The organism is Pedobacter hiemivivus, from assembly GCF_005144565.1.
Lineage (GTDB): Bacteria > Bacteroidota > Bacteroidia > Sphingobacteriales > Sphingobacteriaceae > Pedobacter > Pedobacter hiemivivus.
In genome coordinates, this window is the sequence record NZ_SWDX01000004.1 from 110,482 (window position 1) to 131,916 (window position 21,435).

A 21,435-nucleotide genomic window follows, 5' to 3' on the forward strand; every position below is an offset into this window, starting at 1 on the left:
TTAAAAAAGGTTTTTGATGATGTGCTCTATCGAAAGACCTTCGGCCTCTGCACGGTAATTCCGTACAATTCTATGGCGAAGAATCGCCTCTGCTACGGCCTGTACATCTTCAATATCAGGTGCATATTTGCCGCTAATTGCCGCATGGCATTTAGCGCCTATAATCAGGAATTGTGAGGCTCTTGGGCCAGCACCCCAGTTTACATACTTATTTACCTCCTCGGTAGATAATGGGGTATTGGGGCGTGTTTTGCTAACCAGCTTAACGGCATATTCAACAACATTGTCAGTTACGGGAATATTTCTTACCAGTTTTTGGAAGTATTGTATCTGACTTGCATTGATGATTTTATTTAATACAACCTCATGATTGCTGGTTGTATTTTTAACAATAGTCATTTCATCCTCAAATGAAGGATAGCCTAACAGGACATTGAACATAAACCTGTCTAGCTGAGCCTCCGGAAGGGGATAGGTACCCTCTTGCTCAATAGGATTCTGGGTAGCGAGTACAAAGAAAGGATTTGGCAATATGTGCCTTAATCCGGCCGCTGTGATTGCTTTTTCCTGCATGGCCTCCAATAGGGCCGCCTGAGTTTTAGGCGGTGTCCTGTTGATCTCATCGGCAAGAATAATATTAGAGAATATCGGGCCGTTAATGAATTTGAAGTTTCTGTCCTCACCCAGGATTTCAGCCCCTATGATGTCACTGGGCATCAGATCGGGGGTAAACTGTATTCTGTTAAAGTCGAGGTCCAACACATTTGCTACCGTTTGAACGAGTAACGTTTTGGCCAGACCTGGAACACCAACCAGCAAACAATGTCCATTGCTAAAAATGGATATCAGAACAGACTTGATGATCTCGTCCTGTCCGATAACAACCTTTCCTATTTCGGCTTTGATGCTTTTGTAGGATTGATGCAGCGCATCAACGGCTTTTATGTCATTGTCAAACTGCATGAGCGCTTATTTTTTTGCTGAGATTTGAGAAGTCCACATTTTTAACTCCGCACAGTCCGTATAATCTTCGTCTATACGAACATAGGTGTTCACTCTTTTTTTCTCAAACCATGCACTTAATTCACGGTTTACTTTATCCTGTTGTGCATATTCTTTAAACTTAGCGTAATCCTGCTCTAAATTAGCTTTATGAGGAGGTATCTTAGATTTTAAGTAAATGATTTTGTAACCTTCTTTGCCACTTTGATCAGTGAAGAGAGTAGGAGCTGATATTTCTCCAACTTTCATGGTATCTGCAACAAGGAATACTTTTGGATCTAATTTATCCGCAGGGATAAAAGAAGTCCTGGCGGTTACATTATCTGCATATAATAACATCCCTCCATTGTACTGAGATTCTTTGTTGTCTGAATATTGTGATGCTGCAAAAGAGAATGGAACTTTCTTAGACACTAAACTCTTGTATATCGTATCGGCTTTAAGTTTAATACGATCCATACTGGCTGGCGTATTTTGCGGACGAATCAAAATATGGCGAGCTTGAACCTGCTCTCCGCGACGTTCTATAACCTGTAAAATATGGAAACCATGCTCAGTTTCAAAAACATTCGATACTTCTCCAGCTTTTAATTTAAATGCCTGAGCAGTAAATTCTTTTACCATTGCCTTACGGTCAAAAAATCCAAGGTCACCACCTTCTGGTGCCGATCCAGGGTCTTCAGAATAAGATTTCGCTAGGAACGCAAAGTCCTCACCGCTCTTTACTCTTAAACGTAAAGCATCAATCTTATCATGAAACTTTTGTTTTTCCGCTTTAGTCAGCTTAGGGAACATTACAATTTCTCCAACCTCAAACTCAGTTGGGATATCCGGCAGACTATCTTTTTTATAAGAATCGAAATATTTTTTTACTTCAAGAGGAGTAATATTAATGTCCTGAGTGATGTGTGATTCCATTTTTCTCGAAATCAACTGCTCTTTAATGTCAGGTCTGATTTCGTCTTTGTACTGCAATACCGAACGATTTAGGAATTGCTCTAAACGCTCTTGTCCACCAGCTTTTTGAATTTGATAGCGCATACGTTTGTCTACCTCTTCATCAATCTGACTTTCGTCAACAGTGATCGAGTCAATCTCCGCTTGTTGTTTTAAAAGCTTATTGGTAAGAATCTGGCGTAATATTTCACACTTAACGCTTGGGTTATCAGGATTACCCATGTTTAGATATTGAGCATACTGCTGGTTTAAATCAGATAATAGAATAATGTTGCTTCCCAATACCGCAACGACCTTGTCTATATTCTTTTTTTGTGCCTGAGTATTTAAAAACAAACAGATTAATCCGCCTGTAATCATTAAAAATTTCTTCATTATATGTTTGTTCAATTGTATTCGTTTTGCAAATTTAATATTCTCAATAGCTAATGGCTAGTTTTTTACAACTTTGCCAGTTTCTTTACTTCATTCTGGTTAATCTTCACCGTAAATTTCTTTCTAAGTGAATCTGTCCAATCTCTTTCCAGACTATCTTGATCATCTTTCGACTTATTCCATATTTTCATCTCCGAGACATTAAACATTAAAGCCGCCTCTTTATATTCATTCAAGACCATTGTATAGGTCATGCTTGTCTTAGATGTTCTTTTTTGAGCAGCTAATGTCGTTTCATAGTTTTTTATCTCTGCAAGATAAGTTGTGTCTGTATCTAAACCCATTTCCCTTGCATCCAAAACTTTGAGCTTAAAATTGATGTACTGGTTTAAATAGGTCTCTAAATCTTTAGCAGACACATTTGCGTTTCCACCATGATTTTTTTTGTAAAACCACATAAACTCCTTATTAGTTATAGGCTTCCCATTAATGGTGGCTACATTTTGTGCATATGCACCAGAAGTAAAAAGACCTAAAGCTATAATACGATAAACTGCGTTCACGAAAGTTATATAGTGTACATTTTTAAGGCATAAAAGTAATAAATAAAGGCACTATAATAAGATATTTAACTAATTTTAACAGAAAAAATATTCCCAGTAAAATTATCATTAATGGATAGCCAATTAACAGCCGACAAAGGAGCCCTGCATTTATTTTTTACCGATGATGTTTATCTGGTAAATGAGCCTGGTATTCAGTTGGATACGGTGGTTTCTGGTTCGGTTAAATCTGCTTCCATTAGCCAACCTCCGGCTTCGCCTGTAGCGCAATCTGTCGACTTTAAGTTTTTAGGCAATAATAAACGCAATATCCTGATCCTTGTCAACGATGAGGAAAATGAGGTAAGTGATGAAATGGGACGTGAATTGCTAAGAAAAATTGTAAAGTCAGTAAATCTTAGTGCCAACGATTTTGCATTGTTAAATTATGCAAAATACAAGGGTACGGGGTTTCAAGCGCTACAAGATTACTTCTCTAGCACACTCATTTTTGCATTTGGGGTAACAGCAGCACAGCTTTCGTTGGCTACAGCGCATCCAGAAAATGTAATTGTACAGGAGGGAACCATAAGAATGATCTTCTCTGCCGAATTGAAAACGCTGGATAAAAACCCGGCTGGAAAAAAAGCACTGTGGGGAAGTCTTCAAAACCTTGGATTATAACAATGAGAGAACTCGTATTTGCTACCAATAACCAACACAAAACTCAAGAAGTTCGTAACCTACTTTTAAATGATTATAATGTATTAAACCTAAATGATATAGGTTGTACAACTGATATTCCTGAAACCGGCAGTACTTTTGCCGAAAATGCAACACTGAAAAGTAGTTATGTTGTTGAGCATTATCATATAGATTGCTTTGCTGATGATAGCGGATTGGAAGTAGAAGCCCTAAATCAGGAGCCAGGTATTTTTTCCGCCAGATATTCAGGTGGTAGGGATGATCAGGCAAATTTAACACTCGTGCTTCAAAAGATGGAGGGGCAGACCAATAGAAAGGCACGCTTCAGAACTGTTATTTCTTTGATGCGCGAAGGAGAGAATTTTCTATTTGAAGGCATTGTAAATGGAACCATCCGGGAAACTCCAACTGGAGCACAAGGTTTTGGGTACGATCCAATTTTTGTGCCTGATGGTTATGACCATTCATTTGCCGAAATGAGTATGGAACAAAAGAATCAGATCAGTCACCGGGCACTAGCCATGAAAAAACTTATATCTTTTTTAAAGGAGCAGAAACAGGTTTAATTGTATCTGTTTTTACCTTTGTCGTATCGGGATTAGTTTTAATGGGCGCAACAGGGACAACTGCTGTGCTGTCCTTTTTAAGGACAGGAGTCGCTTTCTTAACTGTATCTCTTTGATTAACCGACGTCTCTTTCTGCTCTGTTTTGCCTTTAGTTGCTGCAACAGGCTTACCCGTTGTTTTTGAGGCTGCAGGTGTAGCCTTCTTAGCTGGAACTTTAAGCTTAGGTTTGCCATTAATCACCTCTTTTTTAGAAAGCGGCCTTAGCTCAGGTTTCCATTTAAAACCGGTAAGGAAAACATCTTCTTTTAACTCAGGAATAGGAGTTCTAACCCCCTCAGGCTCTCTAATGATTACAATTTTTGCAATTTCTTTATTTTTAAAAAGAACCTTTAATCGGCTGCTAACCGTTTGGTTCATATCCGTATAAATCTTCTTTTCATTTTGGTTGAAAAAGATGCTTTCTGCATTTCCATCTACAAACATGTTTTGCAGTTTTCCCTCTTTAAAAAAGGCGGTAATCAATCTTCCTTTGATCTGGTTATATCTTGCCGAATCCGCATTGACATTGACAAGGAAAGCATTTTGAATTACCTGAACGGCATTTAGCTTCTTGTTTTTCAATTGCAGGTAAATGGTATCTCCCGTTTGTTGTGAGCCTTCCGACCATAAAATGGGATCTCGGTACCAGCGAAGTGTAGAGTCTGCACTTGTGTAAAATAAAGAATCGGCGGTAGCTTGCATATTGGCCTTAAATACGCGCACATTGTGATAGGCTTTAATCAGCCTGGTTCGTACGGTGTCTTGCGGGTTAAAAGGTACAGTATCCTTAGGTAGAGACTTTATTTGGTCCTTAGGTAGCTTGCCTTTTAGGGTCGTGTCAATCTTTCCTTTTGCTAATTGTAGGGTCGATTTTAACACTTTCCCGGTGCTGTCTTTCCCTTTTTTTGTCAAAGAATCAGCTTTAGAAACGAGGAGAGAATCCTTTAATAATGGGATGGCTTTTTTAGGAATAGCGAGGCTATCCTTCAATGAGCTGTCTTTTGCCAAACTATCTTTTCCTAATGTGATCTTGTCATTTTTTAGCGTTTGTTTAGCTGCTTCTTTTCCTTTCCCATTCCTTTTATCCAGCCTTTTCTGTTTTTTTTCTGAGATGGTCTCCTCAGTTGCAGCAACCTTAGGTTTTGAAAAGCCTACTTTTTTCTCTTCTTTCTCCTCTTCCCCAAGCTCATTGTCCTTTTTAATTACGGGCGATGAAATGAGTGTTAAGGTTTTTTTAAGCACCATTTGGGTCTCCAAAGTATCAGCACCCATCCACAAACTGTCGGGTTGCAATTTGTCATTCACCTTTATAGAATCGGCGGTGCCCATACCTACATAGGGGTTCTTGGTTACTATCGTCTTTTGATCTATTTTGTAGTAATAACCTAGCTGACCATACATCACCATTTTATCAGTGGTGTCTTTGAAAATGATGTTTCTTACCGCCTTTCCATAACCAGCTATCCCATCATAATACAAACTGTCACCTTTAAGGGATTTTGAGCCTGTTGTATACAGATTTTTCTTTCCAAAATAGGCGTATTGAGTCTTGGTGTTATAAGCTCCATTTTCGGTATACAGGTTGTCATCCTTACCCTTTATATTGGTCGGACCGTAGAAATAGGTCCAGTTAGTTAAGGTATTGTAGCGTAAGGTATCTGAATTAATCACAGTTTCTGGTGTTACCACGACTACATTGTAACGGAAAAAAGCATCGCGACTATTGGAAAAATAATAACCGTTTTTACTAGTTAAGGTTACATCCTTACTCACAATTTTACCTCCCGTTATGTAAGTCCCATATTTGGTCGCCATGTTATAATCCAGGATATTTGTCGTCAATGTAGATTCCCGGTCTATCATTTTAACATTCTCCGTTAAATGGGCGATTTTAGTGTTCCCGTTATAATTTAAATAATCGGAATAGATATTAATGGTATCTCCCTGATTGATGTGTACATTTCTATAGGCATCAAAAACATTCTCAGTTATATAAAAAACAGCACTATCACAGGTGAGTGTAGCATTGTCTTGTCTAAAAACAGGGTTTTTTAAATAGGATATGTTCTTTTTTGCATCGACACGAGAGGTTGTCCAACTGTCAACATTGATCTTTGTCTTCTGTTGCGAAAGCACAGAAAAGGGGAGTAATAATAGGATCAGGAAATAGCGTAATATCTGCACGTTACAAAGTTAGTTTTATAATTTGTTTTTTTAAAGGTTATCAAGCCATGATGAGTTTTTATTCATTATTTTTGAGACCATGTTACCCCTTCAGAATTTTAAAGACTACATCAGCCAGCATTCGCTTTTCAACGTAAAAGATAAAATCCTTTTGGCAGTGAGTGGGGGGAAGGATTCCGTCCTTATGGCGCACTTATTTAAACTCTCTGGATTTGAATTTGGTATTGCCCATTGTAACTTTAATTTAAGGGGAGCTGAGTCCCAACGTGATGAAGATTTCGTAGTCACGCTAGCCAAAAAGATGGATGTTCCATGCTATGTCACCCATTTTAAAACGAAAGAATTTGCTAAAACGCAAAAGGTATCTACTCAGATGGCAGCAAGAACACTACGCTACCAATGGTTCGAGGAAGTTAGGGAGAAGGAGCAATATGAACTCATCGCGTTGGCACAACACCAGGATGATGCCATTGAAACTGTCTTGTTAAATCTCACCAGGGGGACAGGAATTGCTGGCTTGCATGGTATTTTGCCAAAGCGAGGCCGATTGATTAGGCCTCTGTTGTTTCTCGCTTCAGTAGAGATCGCCGATTTGATCAGTAAACAAGATATTGATTTCGTAGAGGACAGCTCCAATAAAAGCACTAATTATGCCCGGAATAAAATAAGGCTAAAGGTTATTCCACACCTCAAAGAGATTAATCCCAATCTCGATGAAACCTTTCAGCACAACATTCAACGCTTTACCGATACCGAGCTGGTTTTACAGCAGGTAGTCGCAAGCCTTAAAGCCGAAATTCTAGAGGAAAAGCAAGGGAAATTCTATTTATCTATAAAAAAAATAAAAGCGTTAAATCCACAGCATTTACTATTGTTTGAGTTGTTAAGGCCATTTGGATTTACAGAATCGGTAGTTGCTGAGCTTTTACAAGGACTGGAGAAGCAAAGTGGTACAAGTTTTTTTAGTATTTCGCATCGCATTGTTATAGATCGACAGGAGTTGATCATTGACTCAATTGGAGATCGGGACATAGAAAATAAGAACCTCATGATTCATTCCCATGATGAGCAAGTCAATTTTTTGGGTAACCAAATCCTCATTACTGCCGCTGAGGATGTTCATTTTGAGAAAAGTAGCAATAAGGCTTTTGTCGATACCGATAAGTTGATCTTTCCATTGGTGCTAAGAAGTTGGCAAGCTGGCGATAAGTTTAAGCCGATAGGGATGAGTAGATCTAAAAAATTAAGTGATTTTTTTATAGACGAGAAGGTTCCGCTAAGTGATAAGGATCTGATTCCGGTATTGATTAATGGAAACGGTGAAGTGATCTGGATTGCAGGTTGGAGACAGGATAATCGGTATAAGCTTACAGAAGCCACTAAAAATGTAACAATTTTTGAACTTCGTCATCTACATATTACAATTCCTAAACAATCTTAAAAGGACTGAAGGTTTGATGCAATTAAAAAACCAGTAACTTTATAGACAAAACACACGCACATGGGAAACCGCTACGCTTTTTATGAAAAACAATACATCGGCCGCGATTATATAAGAATCTGTATCAGGTTGGTGATGGCTGCATTTTGTTTCGCTGCCTATGTTTATGAACGTGATCGCGACAATACCCAGGATCTCTTTCTGGTAGTGGGCTTCGGTATCATTGGTGTTTCTATTTTATTACTTTTCCTAATTCAGTATAAAACAACGATCGATCAGAAGCGCATCATTATTGAAGGTTTATGGTCGGCCAAAAAAGTAGAAATAGACTTAAATACAATCGTTAAGGTTAGAAAAGATACTTATAGCAGTTACTTATTCAACAACCCAGTTTATAATCTTCACCGTAAGGGAAGTATCCGGTTTTACTCTTCGGGTAAGGATGCTGTTGTACTTACAGATCGCGATGGCCTGGAATATTACATCGGTACCCAACGACCAAATGAGATGTATTTGGTTATTCAGGAAGAAATGAAGCATTAGTTAAATAATTGCAATTGTTTAACATAAAGATCAGTTTAAGTACAGTAATTTGCATCGTTAAATAATTTCAATGAAACCATCGTGAGCATAGCGAATCTAAAACCGCATGTATGCTCATGATAGCTTCATAAAACTAAAATTGTTTTTAATGAAAATAGGTATTGTTTGTTACCCGACTTTTGGCGGTAGTGGTGTTGTAGCCACAGAACTTGGAAAGGCACTTGCCGATGAAGGTCATCAGGTACATTTTATCACATATAGTCAGCCAGCTCGTCTGGATTTCTTCTCAGCCAATTTATTCTATCACGAAGTATCTGTAAGGGATTACCCACTGTTTGATTATGCCCCTTACGAGTCGGCATTGGCCAGTAAACTAGTAGATGTAGTGCGCTTTGAAAAGTTGGACATATTGCATGTTCATTATGCGATTCCGCACGCTTCGGCTGCTTTTATGGCTAAGCAAATCCTGGAGACCTATGGTATTCATATTCCCTTTGTAACTACCTTACACGGAACGGATATTACCTTGGTTGGAAAGGATCCAACCTATAAGCCGGTAGTTACGTTCTCCATCAACAAATCCGACGGGGTAACCACAGTATCCGAAAGCCTAAAGAAAGATACAGAGGAGCATTTTGAAATCACAAACGAAATTAAGGTTATCCCTAACTTTATAGATTTTACGAGATTTAGTTTAAAACCTAAAGATCATTTTAAAAAGGCTATTGCGCCAAATAACGAACGTATTCTTATTCATACTTCCAACTTTAGAAAAGTAAAGCGGACTGCAGATGTGATCCGTATTTTCCATAAAATTCTGGAGAAAATCCCTTCCAAACTGCTGATGGTGGGAGATGGTCCGGAACGTGCTTATGATGAGCAATTGTGCAGGGACCTTGGGATTTGTGACAATGTTCGTTTCTTGGGCAAGCAAGATGCCGTAGAGGAGATTTTATCTGTCTCTGATTTGTTCCTGATGCCTTCCGATTCAGAAAGCTTTGGTTTGGCTGCCTTGGAAGCTATGGCTTGTAAGGTTCCTGCTATTACCTCTAATTCTGGTGGTTTACCAGAATTAAACATAGACGGTTTTTCGGGTTATATGAGTAATGTAGGCGATGTGGAAGATATGGCCATTAAAGCCATTCAGATTTTAGAGAATGATGAGGTGTTGAATAGATTTAAAGAGAATGCATTTGCAAGGGCGCAGGACTTCGATTTAAAGAAGATTCTACCAGAATATATCAACTACTACAATAAGATCATAGAAGAATCAAAAAGAACGCTCAGGGTTGAAGTTATTTAATCGGAGCAAATACTAAACAAACTGGAGCACCCAGTTCAATGCTTTTACCGGTATCCTTTAAGGTGCCGGTTTTTTTATTGCGTTCAAAGATGATAATGTCATTGGTGTATTGGTGCCCAACCAATAAGTATTTTCCCGTTGGATCGATCGTAAAGTTTCTTGGACCTTTACCTAAGGTACTGATGGTAGACACGAAAGTTAGTTTTCCGTTAGGTTGTATGGAAAATGCCGAAATGGTATTTGCATCGCCACGGTTGGTTTCGTATAAAAACTTGCCGTCTGGTGATACATGTATATCTGCTGCATCAACTCTTCCCGAAAAATCTTTGTTAGTCGTACCAATGTCCTGAATCTTGTTTAGCGTGCCATTGTTGTACGTAAACACAGTAATTATCCCATTAAATTCGTGAGCAAGGTAAGCGTATTTACCATTGGGACTGAAGGTCAGGTGGCGTGGGCCACTGCCCGGAGTAGTTTTTACAACCTGATTGATGGTTAATACCTCTTTTGTTGCTGTTGGATTATAGTTATAAATGTAAATCTGATCTTCACCCAGGTCTGAACAAGTTACGTACTTCCTGTCAGGGGTAAATTGAACCTGATGGGCATGAGCGCTTTCCTGTCTTTTCTTTGGATCTATACTTTTGCCGGTATGTTGTATCAGTTGTTTTAGTGGACTTAAAGCCCCATTGGCTTCAATGCCGAAAACAGAAATACTGCCGCCACCATAATTGGCTGTGAAAGTATGTTTTTCATCAGCAAGTACAAAACATGGGCCTGGGCTTCCAGTAGCTTGTTTGTTGATAAAGGAAAGCTCGCCTTTTAGGCCGTCAAAGTTAAAAGCTGCAGCAGCGCTATTGCCAGGTGCCTCTGCTACGGAGTATACCAACTTGTTATTTTTGCTAACAGCCAAATAGCTGGGGTTGGTCACATCTTTGGCTACACTTTTGAATTTAAATTCAGCGGTGTTCGCATCAAAGTTATAAATATAAATTCCCTCGCTTTTACCCGGACTGGTGTAAGTCCCAATGATTAAATTGTATTCTTTTTTTTGTGCAAAGCCTTGCGTTGTAAAAAATGATAGCAATAAAAGCGAGAGAATTTTTTTCATATTATAATTACTTAATTAGGTGTTTGATCTGAATTAGCTCATGCTCTTCCAGGTAACGCCATCTTCCACGAGGAAGATCTTTTTTAGTTAGGTTACCATAAACAACGCGATCTAGTTTCACTACATCGTATCCTAAATGTTCGAATATACGGCGTACAATCCTGTTTTTACCACTATGGATTTGTATGCCAATCTCACGTTTAGAACCTCCGGTAACGTAAGATACTGAATCTGGTTTAATAATACCATCTTCTAATTCTAAACCGAACTGAATTTTATTAAAGTCGCCTTGACTTAAGCTCTTGTTTAACTCTACGTTATATATTTTAGTGATGCCGTTTTTTGGATGAGAAAGCTTATCAGCAAGGTCACCATCATTGGTCATCAATAATAAACCTGTTGTGTTGCGGTCTAATCTACCTACTGGATAAATACGTTCTCTGCTGGCTTTTTCTACCAATTGCATAACTGTACGACGTTCTTGTGGATCGTCAGTAGTCGTGATGTAATCCTTAGGTTTGTTTAATATTACGTAAATTTTCTTTTCACGTTTTAGTAGCTCACCATTGTAACGAACCTGATCATTAGCAGGATCAATTTTATGTCCTAACTCAGAAACTGGCTCACCGTTTACAGAAACTACTCCAGCAGCAATCAGCTCATCCGCTTTACGGCGTGAGCAAATACCTGCATTAGAAATGTATCTGTTTAAACGGATTAGTCCGTCATCTTTTTGAACAGGAGCGGCTTTTCTGCCACGCATGGTTGGCGCTTTTTCAGGTCCTGCCCATGTATTGTTGCGATCCTGACGAGCAGTGCGCTCTCCACGTTCTCCGCGCTCTGGGCGCTCAGTTCTTTCCGGGCGCTCAAATGAACGCTCTGGACGTGCACCTTCATCTTCTCTTTTTCTGAAAGGTCTGCTATCAGTACTTCTTGAAGTTGAACTTTTTTTATCATCAAATTTGCGGAAAGGTTTTTCACCTCCAGCAGCAAAATGATCTTTCTTTATATAGCTACGTTTGCTTTCTCCAGCAGGAGTCTCTCTTGATCCACCGTCTTTGCTAAAAGTACGGGGTTTGAAATCTCTGCTGTCATTGTCTCTGTTGCCAGGTTTGAAATCTCTTGAACCGCCTTCTTTACTGAAAGAACGAGGTTTGAAATCTCTGCTGTCATTGTCTCTGTTACCAGGTTTGAAATCCCTTGAGCCACCTTCTTTACTAAAAGAACGAGGTTTGAAATCTCTGCTGTCGTTGTCTCTGCTACCAGGCTTGAAATCCCTTGAGCCTGTGCTTCTAGAACCGAAGCTTTTATGATCACCATCTTTTCCTGGTCTGGATTTAAAATCACTGCTGGAAGTTCTTGGTCTGAATTCTTTTGAATCGTTTTCGCCTCTTGGCTTAAAGCTTCTTGAGTCTCCTTCTCTTGGAGGTCTCGATGCTCCGAATGGTCTTGGTTTAAATTCTTTGGCGTCGCCAAATTTATTGTCCTTCCCCTCTTTATCATCAAACTTGCTTTTTCCCTTATATGAAGACTCTGCTCCACCTGGTCTTTTGCCTGTTGTGCTTCGGTTTCCCGGTTTGGACTTGTCATCCCGACTGTTCCTGTTGTTGTTTTTTATCATGATACGCTTTTATCCGCATAATTTATGCGGCGACAAAATTACTAAAAAATGCGGGGATTTACAATTGTAAGTGTCTGATTACTGCAATTTAGCGTTTAAAATTGTTGTGTATCTAACTGCGTTAGTTCTAATTACGAAATAAAATGGGTGCTTTTGTTAGGCATTGCTATAAATAGGGGATGAGTACGGGATAAGTAGGGAATGAATAGGGGGTTGCTTTACCCTTGCTTTAGGGTTGAGTTAGGGTTGCTATACCCCTAGGGTAAACCAAGGGTATAGCAAGGGTAAAGGAAGGGTAAGGCAAGGGTAAAGCAACCCCCTACTTACCCGCTATTCATTCCCTACTTATCCGCTACTCATGGTAGTGCCTGAAATAACCGTTTATGGATTTGAAAAGCCGTTTTGATCTTGAATTTCTTGCTGATTTAGGTTGATCTTATAGTTTTTATTCTTGATTTTGTTTGTTCAAGCTTAAAGCATTCCTGAAATTGATTGTTTTCTTCAACTCTTTTGATTGTTTTTGCTGTGTTCAGATTAGGGGGTAAAAAAAGTTTAATTACAGGCTAGTGTTTACATGAATTTTGGCTTTACTGAATGCAGTTTATGAAGCGAAATTTTCAGCGAATACTGTGACATGATTGAGTGCTCCTTCTGGTTTTTTGAATTTATAAATCGAGCTAAAGAAACAGGAAAAATGGCTAAAATTGACACTTTTGGAATCTTGCTTTAAAGCTATTTAAACGTCGATTTTTGCAGTTAAATTCGTAATAGCTTGATAATTAGATCGATATAATGTACCTTTGCAGGAGTTTTAAAATTGTTAACCAAAAAAAGGAGGAAAATGATAAAGAAACACATAATGACATGTACGGTAATTATATCATTACTAGTTATGGCAAAAGTGTTTGCTTACAACATGCCCCAAGCAGCAGAAAAATCTTCAAAACAGGAAGAATTAACGAGTACCGATACACTAACATTTAACATCACGAAGCCATTGTCTTTAATGGCTCAATTAAATTTTGCAGAAGAGACATTACCAATTGGAGATGTCAAAGTAGAGCGTAAAATGAAGAAAACGCTGGCTGCACATTACTTCAGTAATCTACAAACAAATAAGCTGCACAGAAAAGCAGCAGAATGGTTTCCAATCATCGAACCGATCCTAGCGGCTTATGGCATTCCCCAAGATTTTAAATATATGGCCTTGGTAGAATCAGGATTACAAAGCGGAGTATCACCTAAGGGTGCTGCAGGCGTTTGGCAGTTTATGCCAGGGACGGCCCGCATGTATGGTTTAAAAGTTAATTCTAACGTGGACGAGCGTAATAATTTACGTAAATCTACTATTGCAGCCGCCAAATACATCAAGGATCTCTATCGTATTTTTGATAGCTGGACATTAGTTGCAGCGGCTTACAATGTTGGCGATAGCCACATGAGACGCCAGATTAACAGACAGAACCAGGATAACTACTTCAAATTGAAGTTGAATAATGAAACTGGGGGTTATGTTTACAAACTGATCTCTATGAAACAAATTATGGTGGATCCTGTTCGTTATGGTTACACTGCTCCAAGACAATTCTTGGCTTATAATGCAGGAAAAGCAGAAGAAAAAAATTCAGAATAATATTGAGATAAAATACTCGAAAATGGGGAAAGCCGTTCAGTTTATGCTGAGCGGCTTTTTGTTTTCGTGCAGAATTTGCTAATTTGAGCGTCTTATGGAATTGATGAAACTGCGGATAAAAGACATGAAATATGGTGCGGGGGAAACTCTGGTGCTTAGCTTTGAAGTATTAGATGGCAAGAAGCCACAGTATCTTGCCGGACAATTCTTAACGCTCGTGTTCAATACGCAAGGCCGCGAATTGCGTAGATCTTATTCTCTTTGTAGTTCTCCAGACCTGGATGAACCATTGGCGATTGCTATAAAACGGGTGGAAAATGGTGAGATTTCCAGGTTTCTTCATCACAAAACAGCAGTAGGAGATGTGCTTCATGCTTTGGAGCCCAATGGGCAGTTTACTTACGTGCCGGATCAACAAATCAAAAGAACGGTTTTCCTCTTTGGTGCAGGCGTAGGGATTACCCCTCTTTTTTCGATCATAAAAACAGCACTGCTTAGAGAAGAAAACTCAAGGTTGGTGCTGATTTATAGCCGGAGATCTGTAGAAGAAACTCTTTTTCATGATGAATTGAATGCCTTGCAAGAACAATATCCAGAAAGATTCAAGATCATTTATGTGTCTAGCCAGAGTAAAAATTTACTAATGGCCAGATTAAATGTATTCCTGATCGAAAAGATAGTAAAGGAAGATTTGGTATTTGATAGGGCAGATGCCTTGTTTTATACCTGCGGACCAATCGATTATATGGTGACTTGTCGGATTAAATTGCTGGAGATGGGCTTTGATATTTCTCAGATCAAGAGAGAGACTTTTGTATTGCCAGAGGATGAAGTAGATGAAGACGATTCGACAGAAAAAAAAGTAAAGCATACCAATACTTATACTGTAGAGCTTCATTTTAAACACAAAGTTTATCATTTGGCTGTTCCTTACAACAAGACTATACTTGATGCGGCTTTAGAACAGAAGATTAATTTGCCCTACAGTTGTCATGCCGGCATATGTAGTACCTGCATTGCAAATTGTACTAAAGGTGGTGTTGAAATGGATTATAACGAAGTGCTGATGGATGATGAGATTGCAGCTGGAAGAGTATTGGTTTGCACAGGACATCCAACCGAAGATGGGACTACATTAGTTTGGTAGTTTTTGTGGATAATGCCTTATCTTTGTGGATTAAATAGGTTGTTTTTTTTAATATTATATGAGCAAAAATACTGTTGACCTTGGCGAGCAAAAAGATGTAGAAGTGTATGGAGCCAGGGTGCATAACCTCAAAAATATAGATATCTCCTTTCCCAGAAATAAACTCGTAGTCATTACCGGTTTAAGTGGGAGTGGAAAGTCCTCTTTAGCTTTCGATACCATTTACGCGGAAGGACAGCGTCGGTATATGGAAACCTTTAGTGCTTATTCACGCCAGTTTATGGGGGGGATGGAAAGACCCGACGTGGATAAAGTGTCAGGTTTGAGTCCGGTTATTGCCATAGAGCAAAAAACAACCAGTAAAAACCCTCGGTCTACAGTAGGTACAATTACGGAAATTTACGATTTTATGCGTCTATTGTACGCTCGTACTGCCGATGCTTTCTCCTACAACACGGGAGAGAAGATGGAGCGGATGAGCGAAGATCAGATTCTTGAAAATATCTTTAATAAGTTTGGCGAGATGCCTGTAAATATCCTTGCTCCGGTAGTAAAAGGGCGTAAGGGACATTACAGGGAGTTGTTTGAACAAATTCGTAAGCAAGGTTATGTAAAAGTGCGTATCGATGGAGATATTCAGGATATTACACCTAAAATGCAGGTAGACCGCTACAAAATTCATGATATTGAGATTGTGGTAGATCGCTTGATTATCGACCGTAAAGATTTAAAGCGCTTACAAGATTCATTGCAAACGGCCATGCGTTTGGGTAAAGGCATCATTAAGATTAGCGATAAGGACAACAATGTTGCCCATTTTAGCCGTTTCTTGATGTGTCCAACTACAGGGATTTCTTATGATGAGCCACAACCCAATAACTTCTCTTTCAATTCACCATATGGTGCTTGTGAGAATTGTGACGGTTTGGGTTACATTTTCGTGGTAGATAAGGAGTCAGTAATGCCCAACCTTAAGTTGAGCATTATGAATGGTGGCTTGGCTCCATTGGGAGAATACCGTGATATATGGATGTTCCAGGTGTTAAAGGCGGTGGCTAAGAAGTATAATTTCTCTTTGTCTACTCCACTTGAAAAACTGGGTGATGACATTATTGCTATCATTTTAAACGGTTCTCATGAGCTGATTTCGGTAGCCGTCGAGTATAATAAGTGGAACGTACAAAACTATCAGATTACATTTGACGGGATCATTAAACTATTGGAAGAGCAGCAAGAACGCAAAGGTGAGGCTACTGTGGAGGATATGGAGAGTTTCCGCAAGCTAAAAACTTGTCCGGTTTGTAATGGTGCTCGTTTAAAGAAAGAAAGTCTGCATTTTAAAATCGACGGCAAGAATATTTTTGAGCTGGCAGAAATGGATATCAGTAGCATCAGAGCCTGGTATGAAGGTTTAGAAAGCAGATTAAACGATAGGCAAAATACAATTGCCAAAGAAATTTTAAAGGAAATCCGATCAAGGTTGGGCTTCTTAAGTGATGTAGGATTGAATTACTTGTCGCTTGACCGGACAGCACGTACACTTTCTGGTGGAGAGGCGCAAAGGATTAGGTTGGCTACACAGATCGGATCACAGTTGATGAACGTAATGTACATCCTGGATGAGCCGAGTATTGGACTTCACCAGCGTGATAATGAGCGTTTAATTGGCGCATTAAAAAACCTGAGAGATTTAGGTAATACAGTGTTGGTGGTAGAGCACGATAAGGACATGATTTTGGAGGCCGACCATGTGATTGATGTTGGTCCGGCTGCAGGTGTGCATGGCGGACAAATCGTTGCACAAGGTACTCCGGCACAGATTTTGAAATCGGATACCCTTACTGCAGCTTATTTGAATGGTAAAAAAGGCATTGAGGTGCCTAAAAAACGAAGAAAAGGGACTGGCCATAAGCTATCTATCATTAAGGCCAGTGGACATAATCTAAAAGATGTTTCTGTAGATTTTCCATTGGGTAAATTTATAACGGTAACCGGGGTTTCTGGTAGTGGTAAATCGAGCTTAATCACCGAAACACTATATCCTATCTTAAATCATCATTTTTTTAGGGCTAAAAAACACCCTTTGCCATACGAGAAGATCAATGGCATAAAGGAGATCGATAAAGTGATTGAGATTGATCAGGCTCCTATCGGACGCACACCACGCTCTAACCCTTCTACTTATACTGGTGTGTTTTCAGATATCAGGAACTTATATGTCCAGCTACCTGAAGCTAAGATCAGGGGGTATAAGCCTGGCCGTTTCTCTTTCAATGTAAAGGGTGGTCGTTGCGAAACCTGTCAGGGTGGCGGAATGAAGGTCATAGAGATGAACTTTTTGCCTGATGTACAGGTGCCTTGTGAAGAATGTCATGGCAAAAGATACAACCGCGAAACACTTGAAGTACGTTACCGTAGCAAGTCGATTAGCGATGTGTTGGATATGAGTATTGAAGAGGCTTGTGTCTTTTTTGAGAACATGCCTTCTATTTATAGGAAAATCAAAACATTGAAAGATGTTGGTTTGGGGTATATTACCTTAGGGCAATCGTCTACGACTTTGTCTGGCGGTGAAGCTCAACGTGTTAAGCTGGCTACTGAGCTTTCAAAAAAAGACACAGGACGGACATTTTATATCTTGGATGAGCCTACAACTGGCCTACATTTTGAGGATATAAATGTGTTACTGGGTGTGCTTAACGAATTGGTGGAGCGCGGGAATACGGTATTGGTTATTGAGCATAATCTGGACGTAGTAAAAGTTGCCGATTGGGTAATAGACCTGGGCGAAGAAGGCGGTGCTGGAGGTGGAAGAATCATCTTTGAGGGTACTCCTGAAGGCTTGATTCAGAATCCGATCAGCTTAACCGGCAAGTTTCTGAAAAAGGAAATGGGCCTGTAAATCAATCGTTATGGCAGTCTTTTTAAGTGCCTTTCTTCCGGATTCTGATGCTTCAAGCAAATTGCAGGTTGTAGATGAAGGACTGGAAAAGGCAGGTACAGAAAATGAAAGCTCTCCCTATAAATTAATTGAAAGTGCCGATATTAAGGCTATTATTGAGCCCAGAAAGCCCTTTTCTCATAAAGGTACTTATGGGCATGCGCTTATTGTTGCCGGTGCGCTGAAGACCATGGGAGCGGCTCTGCTTACTGCTAGTGGCTGTTTGTATGGTGGAGCTGGGTTAACTACAGTATCTATCCCCGAAAGCGGGTTGATGGCTTTAAATACAGCGCTTCCCGAAGTAATGTATTTAGAGAGAAGTCATCTGATCAAAATAAAATCGTTAAAAAAATACAATGCCATTGCTATAGGCCCAGGTTTAGGTAAACTATTTGAAGCGGTGTGCATGATGGAAGAACTGGTTGTTTTAAACGTACCGGTTGTTGTTGACGCTGATGCTTTAAATATCCTTTCTAAACGGGATGACTTGCTTTTGCATTTGGCTAAGAACTCTATATTTACTCCCCATTTAAAAGAGTTTGATTGTCTCTTTGGTGAACATAAAAGTTGGTGGGATAGGTTGCAGACAGGTAGGAGAATGGCAAAGAAACTGGGTTCTGTGATTGTGTTGAAAAACCAATACACCTTCATTCTCGATCAACAGGGTGATGTAATGATCAATCCTACGGGTAATCCAGCGATGTCGCAGGGCGGAATGGGGGATGTGTTGACTGGCTTAATCACGGCGTATGTTGCACAGGGTTACAGCGCAAAGGCAGCGGCCATATTGGGCTGTTATTTTCATGGAAGGGCAGGAGATGAATTGGCTTTAAGCCATCACAATATAACTGCATCGCAGCTGGCTGCACAGATTCCTGTAACGGTAAAATCGTTTTTAAAATAGCTTTTTAGATTCCAACAGCTCCCATTACAATCATTTGATCCATGGTTGGGCCTACATTACCACCACGTTTCTCTAATGTGACTGCAAATGCCTGAGCTCCGGCGATTTCTTTCATTTTAAGCAAAATCTGGGTACTGTCCGCTTTCACATCAAATACACCTAGATCTACTGGTTTGCCATTTACTAAGGCCCAAAGTTGATACTGATGGTCCTGATCATTGGCTGGCAATTGCATTTTAGAATTGTCGACCATAACATGTCTACCTGCTGGGTGCCAATAAACGATCATATTAGCTTGTGGATCCATTTTAGTTCCCGCAAGTTTTACGGTTTTCCAATCTGGGTCACTAACTATTTTGTTTTTCTCTTGTAAATCTGTGTTGTTTTCTTTGAGGTAGCTGGCTTCAGTAGCAAATTTCTGCTTGTCCAGGTTTAGTGCAATGATTTCATTTTTGGCCTCTCCCAACTCGCCTCTTGTAGATAGGAGTGCGATAATAGTAATTGCCAATAAAGCAACACAAGCAGCTAATGCAATATAAAGTTTTCTTATTTTAGCTTCATAAACGTTATCATGCAATGGTATAATTGCGGGCTCGATTTTTTGCATGATCTTGTCAGATTTTGCTTCGAGTGGTTTAGTAAGTATTTTATGAAGGATTTCATCCTTTAGTATGTCGCGAGGATTTCTAGCAGCAACCATTGCATATTTTTCCAGCGTAAGCTCAATAGACGCAATTTCCTGCTTTACTTCAGGGTCTTTTGCGGCCATTGCTTCAACTTCATATCGCTCCCTGGCAGTTAATTGCCCAGTAACATATTGTTCAAGTATGCCTGTTTCTATATATGCTCTTCCTTCGTCCACCTTAATTAAACCTCTTTCTTAATTCTATAATTGCCATTCGAACCCTTGTTTTTATGGTTCCTAATGGTAAATTCAACTCTTCAGCCGCTTCTACATGTGTATATCCTTTAAAATAGACCATATCAAGAACGGCAATTAGTTCTGGCTTAAGGCCATTCACCATTTCCTTAATCCCCAATGTATCCGCGTTAAAGGTTACTTCCTTCTGTGCATCGATAAAATCTACGTTATTTTCGATGTCTTGGTTTTTTTCAGTGTTCCTATAATCTTTAGAGCGCAATTTATCTATAGCTATATTGCGGGCAATGTTCATCATCCAGGTGAATAGGCGACCTTTAGCGGGGTCGTAGCCATCAGCCGAATTCCAGATTTTTATGAAAGTTTCCTGTAAAAGATCTTCGGCGACTTCTATTTGAGGGATAATTCTTGAGATGATCCCAAATAATGCAGCAGAGTACATATCATACAGTGCGTGCATGGCAATGGTATTTTGGCTTTTTAGGGCGTTTACCAGCTCATCTTCAGGGAGAGATATTTTTCGGTTATTTGTCAATTCCTCACTAATATAGTGAAAGAACTATAACAACAAAGAAGTATTTATTTTTTTATTAAAAATCAAACAGGTGTTTTTCAGCATGATACGATGAGCGAACAAGCGGTCCACTTTCTACGTATCTTAATCCTTTAGCCAATCCGATTTCTTTGTATTTAGCAAATTGATCAGGGTGAATCCAATCAACCACAGGGTGGTGATTACGTGTTGGCTGTAGGTATTGTCCCAAGGTTAAAATGTGTACACCATTGGCAACAAGATCATCCATAGCTTCTAAAACATCTTCTTCAGTTTCTCCTAGTCCAAGCATAATTCCTGTTTTTGTTCTTAGTCCAAATTCAGAGATGCGTTTAAGAGCTTCAAGGCTTCGGTCGTATTTTGCCTGGATACGCACTTGTTTGGTTAAGCGTTTTACCGTTTCCACATTGTGCGACATGACTTCAGGACGTTCTTCCAGTACGCGGTATAAGTTGTCCCATTGACCTCTAAAGTCTGGTATTAACGTTTCTAATGTGGTTTCAGGACTTTCTCTTCTGATGGCTTGTAAAGTTTCGGCCCATATAATTGAACCTCCGTCTTTCAGGTCATCCCTGTCAACCGAAGTAATTACACAGTGTTTTACTTGCATCAGTTTAACTGAGTTTGCTACACGATTAGGCTCGTCAGTATCAACGGCTAAAGGCCTGCCCGTAGCTACAGCGCAGAAAGAGCATGATCTGGTACAGATGTTACCTAAGATCATAAAAGTTGCTGTACCTGCACCCCAACACTCGCCCATATTAGGACAGTTACCGCTTTCGCAGATGGTATGGAGTTTATGGGTATCAACTAAACTACGCACTTGCGCATATTCTTTACCTACAGGAAGCTTAACTCTAAGCCAATCTGGTTTACGTTGTACTGGGTTTTCTGAAACAACCGGAAGTGCGATCATGGCACAAAGTTAAGCAATAGGTTTGAATAGTTATAAAGATGAAATGTTTATAGGATGTAAACTTGAGCTGT

The 21,435-nt window shown here is 39.6% G+C and carries 18 protein-coding genes; 9 read left to right on the forward strand and 9 right to left on the reverse strand.

Annotated elements, in window-relative coordinates; genetic code table 11:
• The 3 genes from FBD94_RS10815 to FBD94_RS10825 form a co-directional block, all read right to left on the reverse strand.
• Window positions 1–963 (reverse strand): AAA family ATPase, encoded by a 963-nt coding sequence (locus tag FBD94_RS10815; RefSeq protein ID WP_136880222.1) that lies wholly within the window; start codon window positions 961–963, stop codon window positions 1–3.
• Window positions 964–969: 6 nt separating this feature from the next.
• Window positions 970–2,334, reverse strand: a complete 1,365-nt coding sequence (locus FBD94_RS10820) for a peptidylprolyl isomerase (protein ID WP_131610068.1) — start codon at window positions 2,332–2,334, stop codon at window positions 970–972.
• Window positions 2,335–2,399: 65 nt separating this feature from the next.
• Window positions 2,400–2,897, reverse strand: coding sequence for a hypothetical protein (locus FBD94_RS10825; RefSeq protein ID WP_136880223.1), 498 nt, complete (start codon window positions 2,895–2,897; stop codon window positions 2,400–2,402).
• Between the two features lie 111 nt (window positions 2,898–3,008).
• Here FBD94_RS10825 and FBD94_RS10830 point away from each other — a divergent pair, with 111 nt between their 5' ends.
• Complete coding sequence (locus tag FBD94_RS10830; RefSeq protein ID WP_136880224.1) at window positions 3,009–3,560, forward strand: hypothetical protein; 552 nt, start codon at window positions 3,009–3,011, stop codon at window positions 3,558–3,560.
• Between the two features lie 2 nt (window positions 3,561–3,562).
• Window positions 3,563–4,147, forward strand: a complete 585-nt coding sequence (locus FBD94_RS10835) for a non-canonical purine NTP diphosphatase (RefSeq protein WP_136880225.1) — start codon at window positions 3,563–3,565, stop codon at window positions 4,145–4,147.
• On the opposite strand, the gene FBD94_RS10840 is transcribed toward FBD94_RS10835, so the two are convergent.
• The gene (locus FBD94_RS10840; RefSeq protein ID WP_136880226.1) at window positions 4,113–6,371 is read right to left on the reverse strand and encodes an OstA-like protein; all 2,259 of its coding nucleotides are present in this window, start codon (window positions 6,369–6,371) and stop codon (window positions 4,113–4,115) included. The genes FBD94_RS10835 and FBD94_RS10840 overlap by 35 nt on opposite strands.
• Window positions 6,372–6,450: 79 nt before the next feature.
• On the opposite strand from FBD94_RS10840, the gene tilS reads away from it, so the two are divergent.
• The 3 genes from tilS (at window position 6,451) to bshA (ending at window position 9,658) form a co-directional block, all read left to right on the forward strand.
• Window positions 6,451–7,812 carry a tRNA lysidine(34) synthetase TilS gene (gene tilS, locus FBD94_RS10845; RefSeq protein WP_136880227.1) on the forward strand — a complete coding sequence of 454 codons (1,362 nt, stop codon included), beginning with the start codon at window positions 6,451–6,453 and terminating at the stop codon, window positions 7,810–7,812.
• A 60-nt stretch (window positions 7,813–7,872) separates the two neighbouring features.
• Complete coding sequence (locus FBD94_RS10850) at window positions 7,873–8,355, forward strand: hypothetical protein (RefSeq protein WP_136880228.1); 483 nt, start codon at window positions 7,873–7,875, stop codon at window positions 8,353–8,355.
• A 148-nt stretch (window positions 8,356–8,503) separates the two neighbouring features.
• Entirely contained in the window at window positions 8,504–9,658 is a 1,155-nt protein-coding gene (bshA, locus tag FBD94_RS10855; protein ID WP_136880229.1) for an N-acetyl-alpha-D-glucosaminyl L-malate synthase BshA, read from the forward strand.
• Here bshA and FBD94_RS10860 read toward each other — a convergent pair.
• On the reverse strand, window positions 9,651–10,769 hold the full coding sequence (locus tag FBD94_RS10860) for a lactonase family protein (RefSeq protein ID WP_136880230.1): 1,119 nt from the start codon (window positions 10,767–10,769) through the stop codon (window positions 9,651–9,653). The two genes, bshA and FBD94_RS10860, sit on opposite strands and share 8 nt — an antisense overlap.
• 7 nt (window positions 10,770–10,776) lie before the next feature.
• Window positions 10,777–12,390: a pseudouridine synthase gene (locus FBD94_RS10865; RefSeq protein ID WP_136880231.1), complete on the reverse strand. Its 1,614-nt coding sequence runs from the start codon at window positions 12,388–12,390 to the stop codon at window positions 10,777–10,779.
• A gap of 892 nt (window positions 12,391–13,282) precedes the next feature.
• On the opposite strand from FBD94_RS10865, the gene FBD94_RS10870 reads away from it, so the two are divergent.
• The 4 genes from FBD94_RS10870 (at window position 13,283) to FBD94_RS10885 (ending at window position 19,015) form a co-directional block, all read left to right on the forward strand.
• Window positions 13,283–14,023, forward strand: a complete 741-nt coding sequence (locus FBD94_RS10870; RefSeq protein ID WP_394347788.1) for a lytic transglycosylase domain-containing protein — start codon at window positions 13,283–13,285, stop codon at window positions 14,021–14,023.
• Between the two features lie 94 nt (window positions 14,024–14,117).
• Window positions 14,118–15,170 carry a 2Fe-2S iron-sulfur cluster-binding protein gene (locus FBD94_RS10875; RefSeq protein ID WP_136880232.1) on the forward strand — a complete coding sequence of 351 codons (1,053 nt, stop codon included), beginning with the start codon at window positions 14,118–14,120 and terminating at the stop codon, window positions 15,168–15,170.
• 58 nt (window positions 15,171–15,228) lie between these two features.
• Window positions 15,229–18,072 carry an excinuclease ABC subunit UvrA gene (gene uvrA / locus FBD94_RS10880; protein WP_131610056.1) on the forward strand — a complete coding sequence of 948 codons (2,844 nt, stop codon included), beginning with the start codon at window positions 15,229–15,231 and terminating at the stop codon, window positions 18,070–18,072.
• A 10-nt stretch (window positions 18,073–18,082) separates the two neighbouring features.
• Window positions 18,083–19,015, forward strand: a complete 933-nt coding sequence (locus FBD94_RS10885; RefSeq protein ID WP_136880233.1) for an NAD(P)H-hydrate dehydratase — start codon at window positions 18,083–18,085, stop codon at window positions 19,013–19,015.
• A gap of 4 nt (window positions 19,016–19,019) precedes the next feature.
• Here FBD94_RS10885 and FBD94_RS10890 read toward each other — a convergent pair whose 3' ends face one another.
• The 3 genes from FBD94_RS10890 to lipA are packed head-to-tail and all read right to left on the reverse strand — an operon-like array spanning window position 19,020 to window position 21,364.
• Window positions 19,020–19,877 carry an anti-sigma factor gene (locus tag FBD94_RS10890; protein WP_136880234.1) on the reverse strand — a complete coding sequence of 286 codons (858 nt, stop codon included), beginning with the start codon at window positions 19,875–19,877 and terminating at the stop codon, window positions 19,020–19,022.
• Between the two features lies 1 nt (window position 19,878).
• Complete coding sequence (locus tag FBD94_RS10895) at window positions 19,879–20,430, reverse strand: RNA polymerase sigma factor (protein ID WP_131610053.1); 552 nt, start codon at window positions 20,428–20,430, stop codon at window positions 19,879–19,881.
• 55 nt (window positions 20,431–20,485) lie between these two features.
• Window positions 20,486–21,364 (reverse strand): lipoyl synthase, encoded by an 879-nt coding sequence (lipA, locus tag FBD94_RS10900; RefSeq protein WP_136880235.1) that lies wholly within the window; start codon window positions 21,362–21,364, stop codon window positions 20,486–20,488.
• Between the last annotated feature and the right edge of the window lie 71 nt (window positions 21,365–21,435).

Bases quoted from the DNA above. Each gene is read 5' to 3' on its own strand.
- FBD94_RS10815 (WP_136880222.1), bottom strand. From the start codon at position 963: ATGCAGTTTGACAATGACATAAAAGCCGTTGATGCGCTGCATCAATCC.
- FBD94_RS10820 (WP_131610068.1), bottom strand. From the start codon at position 2,334: ATGAAGAAATTTTTAATGATTACAGGCGGATTAATCTGTTTGTTTTTA.
- FBD94_RS10830 (WP_136880224.1), top strand. From the start codon at position 3,009: ATGGATAGCCAATTAACAGCCGACAAAGGAGCCCTGCATTTATTTTTT.
- FBD94_RS10835 (WP_136880225.1), top strand. From the start codon at position 3,563: ATGAGAGAACTCGTATTTGCTACCAATAACCAACACAAAACTCAAGAA.
- tilS (WP_136880227.1), top strand. From the start codon at position 6,451: ATGTTACCCCTTCAGAATTTTAAAGACTACATCAGCCAGCATTCGCTT.
- FBD94_RS10850 (WP_136880228.1), top strand. From the start codon at position 7,873: ATGGGAAACCGCTACGCTTTTTATGAAAAACAATACATCGGCCGCGAT.
- bshA (WP_136880229.1), top strand. From the start codon at position 8,504: ATGAAAATAGGTATTGTTTGTTACCCGACTTTTGGCGGTAGTGGTGTT.
- FBD94_RS10860 (WP_136880230.1), bottom strand. From the start codon at position 10,769: ATGAAAAAAATTCTCTCGCTTTTATTGCTATCATTTTTTACAACGCAA.
- FBD94_RS10865 (WP_136880231.1), bottom strand. From the start codon at position 12,390: ATGATAAAAAACAACAACAGGAACAGTCGGGATGACAAGTCCAAACCG.
- FBD94_RS10870 (WP_394347788.1), top strand. From the start codon at position 13,283: ATGGCAAAAGTGTTTGCTTACAACATGCCCCAAGCAGCAGAAAAATCT.
- FBD94_RS10875 (WP_136880232.1), top strand. From the start codon at position 14,118: ATGGAATTGATGAAACTGCGGATAAAAGACATGAAATATGGTGCGGGG.
- uvrA (WP_131610056.1), top strand. From the start codon at position 15,229: ATGAGCAAAAATACTGTTGACCTTGGCGAGCAAAAAGATGTAGAAGTG.
- FBD94_RS10885 (WP_136880233.1), top strand. From the start codon at position 18,083: ATGGCAGTCTTTTTAAGTGCCTTTCTTCCGGATTCTGATGCTTCAAGC.
- lipA (WP_136880235.1), bottom strand. From the start codon at position 21,364: ATGATCGCACTTCCGGTTGTTTCAGAAAACCCAGTACAACGTAAACCA.